The 11157-nt window shown below is 34.1% G+C and carries 9 protein-coding genes and 1 riboswitch; of the genes, 2 read left to right on the top strand and 7 right to left on the bottom strand.

What is annotated here, in order from left to right; all coding sequences use genetic code 11:
* The 6 genes from ACE3PD_RS10725 to ACE3PD_RS10700 form a co-directional block, all read right to left on the bottom strand.
* On the bottom strand, nucleotides 1-1642 hold a 1642-nt coding region (locus ACE3PD_RS10725), incomplete at its 3' end, for a type I restriction endonuclease subunit R (protein WP_374402306.1).
* Between the two features lie 6 nt (nucleotides 1643-1648).
* A complete protein-coding gene (locus ACE3PD_RS10720) occupies nucleotides 1649-3616 on the bottom strand; it encodes a DUF262 domain-containing protein (RefSeq protein WP_374402304.1) in 1968 nt (655 codons plus the stop codon).
* Between the two features lie 23 nt (nucleotides 3617-3639).
* The gene (locus tag ACE3PD_RS10715) at nucleotides 3640-4974 is read right to left on the bottom strand and encodes a DUF262 domain-containing protein (protein WP_374402303.1); all 1335 of its coding nucleotides are present in this window, start codon (nucleotides 4972-4974) and stop codon (nucleotides 3640-3642) included.
* A 69-nt stretch (nucleotides 4975-5043) separates the two neighbouring features.
* Nucleotides 5044-6276: a restriction endonuclease subunit S gene (locus ACE3PD_RS10710; RefSeq protein ID WP_374402300.1), complete on the bottom strand. Its 1233-nt coding sequence runs from the start codon at nucleotides 6274-6276 to the stop codon at nucleotides 5044-5046.
* Nucleotides 6273-7151, bottom strand: coding sequence for an ORF6N domain-containing protein (locus ACE3PD_RS10705; RefSeq protein WP_374402298.1), 879 nt, complete (start codon nucleotides 7149-7151; stop codon nucleotides 6273-6275). Before ACE3PD_RS10705 ends, ACE3PD_RS10710 begins: the two co-directional genes overlap by 4 nt.
* Complete coding sequence (locus ACE3PD_RS10700; RefSeq protein ID WP_374402296.1) at nucleotides 7148-8695, bottom strand: N-6 DNA methylase; 1548 nt, start codon at nucleotides 8693-8695, stop codon at nucleotides 7148-7150. Before ACE3PD_RS10700 ends, ACE3PD_RS10705 begins: the two co-directional genes overlap by 4 nt.
* 429 nt (nucleotides 8696-9124) lie before the next feature.
* Nucleotides 9125-9225, top strand: a riboswitch (SAM-I-IV-variant riboswitch).
* Between the two features lie 58 nt (nucleotides 9226-9283).
* Between ACE3PD_RS10700 and ACE3PD_RS10695 the strand changes: the two genes are divergently transcribed.
* Both ACE3PD_RS10695 and ACE3PD_RS10690 read left to right on the top strand, forming a co-directional pair.
* Nucleotides 9284-9955 carry a hypothetical protein gene (locus tag ACE3PD_RS10695; RefSeq protein ID WP_374402294.1) on the top strand — a complete coding sequence of 224 codons (672 nt, stop codon included), beginning with the start codon at nucleotides 9284-9286 and terminating at the stop codon, nucleotides 9953-9955.
* 4 nt (nucleotides 9956-9959) lie between these two features.
* Nucleotides 9960-10571: a hypothetical protein gene (locus tag ACE3PD_RS10690; RefSeq protein WP_374402292.1), complete on the top strand. Its 612-nt coding sequence runs from the start codon at nucleotides 9960-9962 to the stop codon at nucleotides 10569-10571.
* 46 nt (nucleotides 10572-10617) lie between these two features.
* Here the strand turns inward: ACE3PD_RS10690 and ACE3PD_RS10685 are convergent.
* The coding region (locus tag ACE3PD_RS10685) for a VapE domain-containing protein (RefSeq protein WP_374402290.1) at nucleotides 10618-11157 on the bottom strand (540 nt) is incomplete at its 5' end.

Below are 11157 nucleotides of genomic sequence, written 5' to 3'. Positions count from 1 at the left end.
CTTGATCCAATTCATCATCCAGCTCATCCACCAATTCTTTTCCTTCTTCTGTTAGTTTTACTTTCGCTAATCGGCTTTCATAAAAAATACGAACTGTTGCTCCATCTTCTACAGCTTGAGCTATATCGTAGATATCTACATAATTACCAAAAACTGCTGGCGTATTAACATCCGTACTTTCAATTGGTGTTCCTGTAAAACCTAAATACGTCGCATTGGGTAAGGCATCACGCATATATTTGGCAAATCCATACACTATTTTTTTACCAATTACATTCCCGTTCTCATCCTTATCATCTACGGTTTTAGCACTAAAACCATACTGTGTACGGTGTGCTTCATCAGCTATTACTATAATGTTTTCTCTAGCAGATAATGTTTCAAAAATATTTCCTTCTTCCGGTTGAAATTTTTGTATCGTGGTAAATATTACCCCTCCAGAATTTACCTTCAATAGGTCTTTTAACTGTTTGCGATCAGTCGCTTGAACAGGATCTTGACGCAATAATTGTTTCGAAGCCGCAAAGGTGTCGAATAACTGATCATCTAAATCATTACGATCCGTAATGACTAAAACCGTTGGATTATCTAATGCTAATACAATTTTACCGGTATAGAACACCATGGATAATGATTTACCCGAACCTTGCGTATGCCAAACTACACCACCTTTACGGTCGCCTTCGGGTTGGTTTTTAACGCCTGGTAAACCATAGCTCTCAGGAGATTCATTTAATAAATTCCCTATTGTTTGTTTTGAAACAAAACCAGAAGCTCTTTTAGTAGATTCTACCGCACGATTTACGGCATAATATTGATGATAAGCTGCTAGTTTCTTTACTGTTTGTACAGTAACAATTCCATCAGCATCTTCTTTTCTAAATTTCTCAAAAACCACAAAATGTCTGACCAAATCCAATAATACGCTTGGTTGCAACATTCCTTTAATCAATGTTTCTAACTGGCTGATTTGTTTAGAAGCTTCGGACATACCATCTGTGGTTTTCCAAGCCATAAAACGACTTAAGCCTGCCGAAATTGTTCCTGCTTTCGCCTCCAATCCATCAGAAATGACCGAAAAAGCATTGAAAGTAAACAATGTTGAAATCATTGCTTTGTAGGTTTCTATTTGGCGGAAGGCAGATTGAATGGTGGTTTTATCATCCGTAGCGTTCTTTAATTCAATCACAACCAATGGTAAGCCATTGACAAAAAGAATGATGTCTGGTCTTTTATTAACTCCGTTTTCTACGATTGTGAATTGATTTACTACTAAAAATTCGTTGTGTAATGGATTTTCAAAATCAATTAAAAACACACGATCTCCACGTTCTTGCCCATTTACCCGTTTAGTAACTGGAATACCCTCCGTTAATAAGCGGTGAAAGCTTTCATTGTTTGATAGCACATCAGGCGAAGCAATACGCAAGATTTGCTTTACGGCATCTTGTTGTGCATCTAAAGGAATATTAGGATTGATACGACGAACCGCATTTTCTAACCGTTGTTTTAGCACTACTTCTTCAAATGATGTTCTTTCTAGATCTCCTGCATCAGGAGCTAAATGAACCCCATTGATATACGTATACCCCTGATGTTCTAATAATGCTATAGCGAGTTGTTCTATTTCGTTTTCGGTCATGGTTGGTTAGCAATTAATATTTAGAATTTCATTTCGTTCAGATAATACTTTTACAATTTCGTAATAGTGCTCTATGATTTGTTTTGTATTCCATTTATTTTCTTGTGTAATTGAATACATAATTTTTCTTTTAGGAGTCAAGGTTCCATTTGAATAACGGGGATCTGTAGCTTTGTCCCAGGCTGAACGATCATTCAATTTTGAATTAGCTCCTTTGCTGATTAAACATAAATTTCCTAAACAATGTAAAATCATATTTTTATCTATATCAGTAGTTGTAAGTAAATCTTGTTGTGCTTGAGGAAAATGATGTTCTACGGAATTTCGATAAGTAAAATCAAAATTTGGTAAAATACCATAATCGACTTGATTCCATACTTGGTCTACCCACAATAGATAATCTATAAAATTAAATATAAAGTGTGGTGTATCAGTACCTTTACAATAAACATTTTCGTGAGTAAAATTACTTTCTAAGTCGCTTGAAAGGAAATCTACAATATCTAATTTTTCAAATTGTTGAAGTACAAAAGCCTCTACTTTTTTTAGATATTCATCCGCATTTATATTTAAGGATGATGAGTTTGTTGGACTAAACAAACTTAAAATATACTGCAAGTAATTTTTGTTTTTACGTTGTCTGTAGGTCACTTGCAACATAGATAATAGTTTTACAATTCTTTCTTGATATGGCAAATTACCATTATACTCGTCAAAAGAATTTACAAACTTTAGGGTTCTATAATACTTGGCATATTTTTGACGATTTTGCCAACGCATCACTGGCCTTTTCAAAGTCCATCTTGCGCCATTAGCTTCTTCATCCAATGCATCATTATTTTCTAATCCAGCAGTGGATTTAACGATAAATCGGTCAAATACTACACGATAAAATAATAATTTTTGAACAAATTCTAAAGGTGTTACCGAATCTAATACATTATGAGGTATATTTTTAAATATCTTTAGTAATTGATCGCTGCTCAATGGTATATCCACTTGAGGATACACTAGTTTTAATACATGAATTAAGAAATTATTAAAATCAATTATTGCGGTGTATGTAACATCTTCATCTAATTCATCTTCATGTTCAGCTACAACATCGTTTCGTAATTTTTGATTTGGATTCTTTATTATATCTAATATAGATGAGGCTATATCTTTATCATTTTGATAGGCTAACTGTGTGATTTTTATTGGGAAAATAGCGTCGTATTCTTCACCAAATACTATCAATCGTTCATCTGGTGTAAAAAACTTTTGTACAGGGCGATTCATTTCTGAACAAGCATCCCATACCTTTGCAAAAAAGTGGCGTTGTTTGGCATTTTTGATTTTAGCCATTAGTTGAGCTTTGATAATCTCATGCTCCTCTAATTGCTTTCCACGGTTATTCATTATTTCAAAATAACTAGCTACATCTGTATCTTCGGGCATTACCACCTCTACTAATATGACCTTATGAAGTATGTAATCTATAAAAGAATCTATTTCGTCATTTTCAATAAGATTATGAATTGCTAAAGTTGACTCAATATCACTTTCTAATTTGGTATTGAGAATCGTATCGATAGCTTTAAGGAAATTAATCAGATTGGCTTCTGATATCTCTTGATTGGAAGCTTTAAAATCTATTTGTTGTCTTCTAAGATTGATAAAAAATGAAACTACTTCTGGTCTTGAATCGTATGCTAAGGGATAAATGCGGTTTATCTCTTTCCAAAGTAAACTAAGAATAATATGTAGTGTTGTTAATCTTTGTTGCCCATCAATCACTTCATAAATTGACGCTGATTGTCTTTTAAACACGATTAAACTTCCTAGAAAGTAATCTTGCGTTTTATCCTTATGATAACTTTCGTAGATATCTTGAAGTAAATGGGTAATTTCATCAAATCCCCAATTATAGTTTCTTTGATAAATAGGTATGATATAAGGCTTTGTGACAATATCTAAGATTGGCTTAGCCATATTAAGAGATTTTAAAGTTGCGCTCATGAGTACATTTCTACTTTTATGTGTTTATCAAAAAACTGTTCTACGATTTCATTATTTCCATTATCCTTTTTTTCGATAGGTTGCAATGCATACTCGCGTATAAAACGTAAGTCTAAAATGTCTTTCGCATTGCAAATCCCTGTAAATAATGAGGTAGGAAGTTTAGCCACACTCGCATATTTTACAAACTTTTTCTCTAGTCGGAATCTAAAAACACAAGCGTACAACAGTTTATAATATTTATTTAAGCCAAGTATGCCAAAACGATCGAATAAACACATAATTAACGACTTATACAATTCTAATAAATATTCATCTCCTTTTTTGCTGAATCTTGTGCAATATTTATTGTAAAAAATGAGGAAATCTTTTATGTCCTCATTATCTGAAGTAGACTCAAACAAATATTGATATATACTAACATAAGCTTGTATATATTCAAAAAAATGATCGCCATTTTTGATGCGTTGTGTTATTTCAAACCCAATTCCATATTTTTCTGTAGGAAAGCGTCGTACCATATCTTCATTCAATATGGAACTTTGATACACATAATTTTCATACGGATACAATAGTTTGGTAACGGAGCTTCCTTTGAATTCTTTAATATGCTTTTTGGTGAATGCGTATGCCTCTTGATTATTAGCCCAAACACGTGTTCGATACAATTGTTCGTGAATCACTTGTTCTAGATAGTCTTTGTGCTTTTCGTTACGTGCGCTGGATTCCCAATTTTTATCAATTTTTATTTTTTCATCTTCAGGTAAATGATCCAGGAAGCGCATATGATACGCTTTCAATAGATTATAGGCTTGAAGTGTTAACCCACGACCGTTTTGAGTATCAAATATTTGGAAGGCTGCAGAAATATGGTTTACCTTGAGTACAGTTACCGAACAGTGGTTGAGGATATAGGCGTATAATTCGGAAGGCTCTATTAATTCTTCTTCTATCCATTGGCGAAGTTCATTACAATTGTTTAGAATGTTTTGAGCAGAACTTTGATGAAGAAATTGTTTTTCGCTTAAAAAAGAGCTACAGCATAAATTAGCTGTTTCTTCATGATTTAGCATATATAACAACAAAGACAAAGTGGTAAGACGTTGTTGCCCATCCACAATTTCTAATTTTCCACTATCTGCGTTTTCATGTAAAATGATAGTGCCTATTCTATAGTCTTTTCTGTCATGAGCCAAACTCTGTAAAATATCATCCCACAACTGGCGCAATTCCTTTAATTGCCAAACGTATGGGCGCTGATAATCTGGAATTACCAATTCTTGAAAAGGCAATTCCGTAATAAATTGTACTGTCGCTAGTAAAGCACTCATGTTTATTTTGGTTATTCTTTGGTTAATAGCTCTAAAGGAGCTTCATTGGCAAATAGCTCCTTTATGTTTTTACACCTTCACCCGCACCTCGCCACTCATTAACTTTGGTAATAAGGTATCGCGAAGTTGGGTTAGGGTTTGGATTTGTTCTCTATTAATTTCAATTTTTGAATACAAATCAATTATTTTATTTCCAAATTCTTTCTGTAATTCAATTGGAGGAATTAAAATTTCAGATTCTTTAATTGCTTCAGTACTTAAATTTACTTGTACTCCCGAATTTGCTTTAGTTTGCAATTCAGCAATAAAGTCCTTATTGTTTAGTTGAATGTATAATAAATAATTACTGATTAGTTTCGAATTATCTTTCAAATAAATTCTGGCAACTCGTTGATTTAGTACATAATGATCATCTTTATCAATCATTGCTGGCACACCTAAAATAACAACATTATCTTTCATGTCTGTCATCGCCATAATAATGTCACCTTTATTTAGAATCCATTTTTCAACATCCATCTCTCGAGATACAAAATCTTTTTTTGGATTTAATTTTAAACCGCCACCTCTTTCGATGTGTCCCATTTTGACAACTTCATATGAATTAAAATCATTATCTGTAAAATCAGAACTTTTAAATGATTTTCCATTTTTAACTTCAGCAATCTCACTTAATGGTAATACCTCCCAATCCTCCTTCGCCTCCTCAATAAACCACTGACGGAATAAAGTTTCCGCCAAAGCTTCTAAGGTTTGGTTTTGTTGGTGCAATAGGTCGATTTTATCATCCAAACTCGACAATACCGATGCAATGGCTTTTTGCTCGGGAAGTGGGGGGAGTTGGATTTCTAAATTCTCCAACATCACTTTGGTAATAGCATTTCTTGTCGCACCGATTTCAGAAAGAATTAATAACTCTTCCTTTTTACTTTGGAGCAGATACAATAAAAAGTCATTATCTAATCGTTCTTGATCAGAGCGAATAATTGCTACATGTTGATTTACCCTTGCTGGTAATATTCTATTTGGTACCTTACATGCTCTTGCAACACTATCACCAGTGATATTAAATAAGACATCATTTTCTTCTACAATAACTCCTCTTAATTTGTAGGCTTGTTCTTGGTCTATAAATGCTAAACCATCTATACTAAAGGAAAAATCAAGAATATTTTGGCTTCGTATTAGCGAAATACCCTCTTCCTTGTAAGCATTACTACCGCCTGTAGGAGTTGAACCGCTACCAATCTTAGTAGTGACTTCACCTAATTTAACTACCTTCCAACCTCTATTCTCCATCATTCTCCTTTTTTAATTTTACTCAATACATCCTTACACAAGCTATCCATTCTCGAAAAACCAAACCATTTCTTCCCCAAATCTTTTAGCGAAGCGCCAATGTGGTACAACTCCTTTTCATCAATGATTAAAAAGCGGTCGTGGCTTTGTTTAAACAATTCTGCTTTTACCTCAGGATATTGTGCATTGTGTTTTTCTAAATCTAACCGAAGCTGTTTACTTATACTTGCTGTATATATCGTAGCTGTTACGTTTTTTTTACGTTTGCTAAGCAAGGTTAGTATACTATCGTCTATGTAATTGTCTATTAAAATAATGGATGATTTAGCGTTTTTTATTACATCGCTTACAAACTGATAGGCATCATAAACCTGTCCATCAAAATACACCCCGCGCTGTGGGAGTTCACTATTCTCTAATGCGGAAAAGAGCTTGTTAAATTTTTGATCATGCTCGATCAATTTGTTTTCAATACTTGAAAGACGTAAATGCTGGAGTGTTTCTTGGCCAACTAATTTCCTTAATTCTACAAAAGCATTCATAATTTGTATGCTGACTTTTACAGCAATTTCGCTTCGTAAAACGGCTGATAACATAGCGACCCCTTGTTCTGTAAATGCATACGGGTTTACAGTGGAATGTTTTAACGATTCGAACCGGTCGCAATTTGCGACCAGTTCATGTTTTTCTTGGCTATTCAGCTGAAAACGAAATGTTTCAGGAAACCGGTCAATGTTGCGTTTTACCTGTTCATTTAACCTTTTTACTTCCACCTGATACATTTCTGCCAGATCTCTGTCGAACATGACTTGTTTCCCCCGAATCGTAAAAATTCGGTTTTCTATATGTTGTTGGGAAAGGGTTAAATCTTTACTCATTCTTTTGGCAATTCAATTTTTAACAAATTTTCAGCAATTATGGCATTCAATTCCGCTTCCTTGGCTAATTGTTCTTCCAAAGTCGTTTTCAAAGACGTAAAACGTTCTACAAAGTTAAAATCGTCTTCTTCGTCCGGTAAACCTACATAACGCCCAGGCGTTAGTACATAATCTAACTCGGCGACTTTAGACACCGGCACCGAAGCACAGAAACCGGCTACATCTTCGTACTGTCCATCTACGTTTCGCCAATTGTGGTAAGTAGAAGCAATTAAGTCGATATCCTCTTTACTCAGCTCACGGTTTCTACGGTTAATCAAATGCCCCAAATTACGCGCATCAATAAACAAGATTTCGTTTTCGGTATTACGGAATTTGGCATTCGGTACTTTCTTACGGCGCATAAACCATAAGGCCGCAGGAATTTGCGTATTCAGGAACAACTTCGCTGGTAAATTCACGATACAGTCAATCAAACCTTCTTCGATCAAGTTTTTACGGATTTCTCCTTCACCCGAAGTTTTAGAAGTCAAAGCTCCTTTTGCCAATACAACTCCGGCTTGCCCTGTTGGCGCTAAATGATGAATAAAATGTTGTAACCAACCAAAGTTGGCATTCCCAACGGGAGGAGTACCAAATTGCCAACGCGCATCATTACGCAATAAATCTCCCGACCAATCGCTCACGTTAAACGGAGGATTGGCAATGATATAATCGGCTTTTAAATCTTTGTGAGCATCGTTCAAAAACGAACCTTCTGAGTTCCATTTTACCCCTGTAGAATCAATTCCACGAATGGCTAAATTCATCTTCGCCAAACGCCAGGTGGTTTGGTTGGATTCCTGTCCGTAAATCGAGATATCATCAATTCTTCCCTGATGGTCTTCCACAAACTTTTCCGACTGCACAAACATACCACCCGAACCACAACACGGATCGAATACACGACCTTTGTGTGGTTCCAGCATTTCTACCAATAACTCTACTACCGAACGTGGCGTATAGAACTGTCCGCCTTTTTGACCTTCCGCCAAAGCAAACTGACCTAAGAAATATTCGAAAACGTGACCTAATACATCGGCAGAACGCTCTTGCGTATCGCCAAAGTCAATATTCCCAATCAAATCGATTAAATCGCCTAAGCTGGTAGGATCCAAATTTTGTTTGGCATATACTTTTGGTAAAATACCTTTTAATTGTGGGTTTTCTGCTTCAATAGCATCCATTCCGTCATCTACAATTTTACCAATTGTAATTTGCTTTGCCGAGCTTTGCAAAAAAGACCAACGAGCAGAAGGCGGCACAAAGAATACGTTTTCTGCCGTGTATTCTTCTCTGTCTTCCGGATCAGCTCCTTGATCGATTTGTGCTGTTAATTCTGCGTGTAATTTCTCAAATGCAATTGATATATATTTTAAGAAAATCAATCCAAGAACCACATCTTTATACTCCGCAGCATTAATATTTTTACGCAACTTATCCGCTGCTTTCCATAAGGTTTTTTCTATCGTTTCTTGAACTTCTTCTTTTTTCTTTTTAGCCATTACTTTTACTGAATTTTAAAAAATAAATTAATTGTTAAATATACAAAGATCAAACGAAAGTAAAAAGAGGAAAACCGTAAATGCGTAAGAACGTAAGAGAAATTCCGCAAAAAGATTTTTCTATTTTTCAGTAGTAAAAAAAACTATTTAAAAGAAGGGGATAAGAGCAAAGAAAAGAAGTAGGGTTGGGGGTTTACACTATTATACGCTAATTCAGCATTTTTTTTCTCTCAAAAAAAAATAAAAAAGTGTTTTCTGAAAAATCACTTACGTTACTTACGTTGTTACTTTGAAGAAATAAAAAGAAAATTAATACAGTAAAATAAAAGCTTGTTGAATAGCAACCACTAACATATTGAAAAAAAAAGTTTTAACACTCCAAAAGATAAAAATTTGGATTTTATTAAGAATAAACTGTAATATTGCAGAAGTAATCATCAAGAGTTTCTGATCTATCAGAATACCAACCGAGCTTAAACCTGCCACGGTGGTTTAGAATGAGGGCAAACCTGCCAAAATTATAAGGTTATCTCCCTAAAAAATTCTCTTGCGATGATTTGTAATTATTAACATTATAAATTATGCAACATGGTACATCCACATTTCAGTACAGAAAAAGCTTTTGTACAACAAGAAGGCACAACTTACAAAGACGATTTCGGCATAGGCGACCTTTCTGATTTTCGAAAATTAGCGTTTATTGAATACGATCTAAACATCGGTGAAGCACCTATATTCTATTTTTATAGAATTACTAATGACGACTACATCCAATGGATTGATGTTTTCTTAAATGACGAAAATGATGAAAAATCTATTGTTGAAGCTTCAAAAAAACCTCAAAAAATTGTTTGTCAGTACAAATACGATTATGATTTTAGCTTTATTGGTAATCTACTCATTGTATTTACAGAATTCATTCACGCCAGAAGTATGTTTGACGGAAGGGTAATAAAATTTAAATCGGACCTCATTTCGGATATACAATTTCGTCAAATTCAAGAAAATATTGCAAATAGAAAAAAAGGCGCTGCAAAAAGTAAACTTCTGGATTTAATGAAAGTAAATGGTCTTTCTCCTAAAGTACATGACGCAAAAAAAGGTTTATATTTAAGCCGATGCGTTAATTCTGGAAACCATTATCTTTTCATCTCCATAAGTCCCGAAAAAGAAGAATGGGGCTGTGGATATTGCAAAAGAAAAGGCGGAATCGAAGAATTGGAACAATGGATATCAGAAAAAAAACAATCAAAAAACTAAGAATATGGGCACAAGATTTAAAGAAAAAAGTAATCAAGATTTAGTTGATATTTTCAATAACGAAGTTGGAAATCCAGGTTGGGGCTCTACAAGAGCAAAATTTCTATCAGAACTTAGAGAAGAAATGCTTGGTAGAGCGATAAATTTTAGTTTAGTTGCCCAAAAAGATTCATTGCAACTTTCAAAAAAAATAATTCTAATGGATGATAAAATTGCCTTTGATATGACTAATGAAATTAAATTGGAAACGTATACGGCAAAACTTAATATTGGGTTACAAAAAAATTATGATAATACGTATTATGCTAAAAGTGATTACATCCAGTTCTTACAAGAATATCAAACAAAATTAATTACAGAAAAAGGCATCCATCTAAGTGCTGCTGTACAGGAATTTGAGTTGGTTTATGGAAATTTAGTTGAAAAACATTTGGTTTTGAATTTTGTTAATTATCCAAAATTTCCATTAGAAATAAATATTTTCAAAAAAAATATTAACCTTCTAGGTAAAAAAATGATGAAACAGTTTAATCAAAATAGGATTATGATTGAATATCCAGATGAAACTATTGTTTTCGAAATTGATCCAAAGATTGATCCTAAAATAAGTTTGTGAAATCTTTTTAACAACAAGAAAGACCGAAAAGTCGGTCTTTCTTGTATTAGAATCTGAAAGGTATTTTTTGTTGTTCTAGAACTTCTGTTTTTGGATTTTCAAATTGTTTGTTATCTTTATCAACTTCTTCGTATTCATGGAGAATTAATGGGTATACATAGACTTTGTTTTTAACAATTTTCTTGAAGCCATGTTTTTTCAACGCCATTCCTAATTTACGTACTGTTGCTTCGTTGATGTTGATATTTGCCCTTGTGGAAAGGATTTGGGCTATCTGTGTGGTATTGAAAAAATATTGAGCTTTGTCTTTTTCGGCAGGTTCGAACCACGTTAAAAGCAATTCTTCTTCTGGGCTTCGCAATTGGTATTGTTCGTTATTTTGGTTTATTTCTTTGATTTCTTCTTGGTTAAACCAATGTCTAAATCCGTCCTCTTTTAGTTGCATTGCTTGAGCGTAGACTTTATTGATATCAATATCATGGGTGTACTCGATGTGTTCTACTTCGAAGCATAAGAAACGGCGTGAGCCAGTGGTGTCATTTAGAAACTGAGCCGTATTTACCGAACCTGCAAAAGATGCTCTTCT

The sequence above is a fragment of the Flavobacterium sp. genome (assembly GCF_041911335.1).
Taxonomy (GTDB): domain Bacteria; phylum Bacteroidota; class Bacteroidia; order Flavobacteriales; family Flavobacteriaceae; genus Flavobacterium.
The sequence above is the reverse complement of the archived record's forward strand: the minus strand, read 5'-3'. Positions and strand labels throughout refer to the sequence as shown.

Excerpts from the sequence above, each read along its gene's own strand:
- ACE3PD_RS10690 (WP_374402292.1), top strand. The coding sequence starts at position 9,960 with ATGGGCACAAGATTTAAAGAAAAAAGTAATCAAGATTTAGTTGATATT.
- ACE3PD_RS10710 (WP_374402300.1), bottom strand. The coding sequence starts at position 6,276 with ATGATGGAGAATAGAGGTTGGAAGGTAGTTAAATTAGGTGAAGTCACT.
- ACE3PD_RS10715 (WP_374402303.1), bottom strand. The coding sequence starts at position 4,974 with ATGAGTGCTTTACTAGCGACAGTACAATTTATTACGGAATTGCCTTTT.
- ACE3PD_RS10705 (WP_374402298.1), bottom strand. The coding sequence starts at position 7,151 with ATGAGTAAAGATTTAACCCTTTCCCAACAACATATAGAAAACCGAATT.
- ACE3PD_RS10695 (WP_374402294.1), top strand. The coding sequence starts at position 9,284 with ATGGTACATCCACATTTCAGTACAGAAAAAGCTTTTGTACAACAAGAA.
- ACE3PD_RS10700 (WP_374402296.1), bottom strand. The coding sequence starts at position 8,695 with ATGGCTAAAAAGAAAAAAGAAGAAGTTCAAGAAACGATAGAAAAAACC.
- ACE3PD_RS10720 (WP_374402304.1), bottom strand. The coding sequence starts at position 3,616 with ATGGCTAAGCCAATCTTAGATATTGTCACAAAGCCTTATATCATACCT.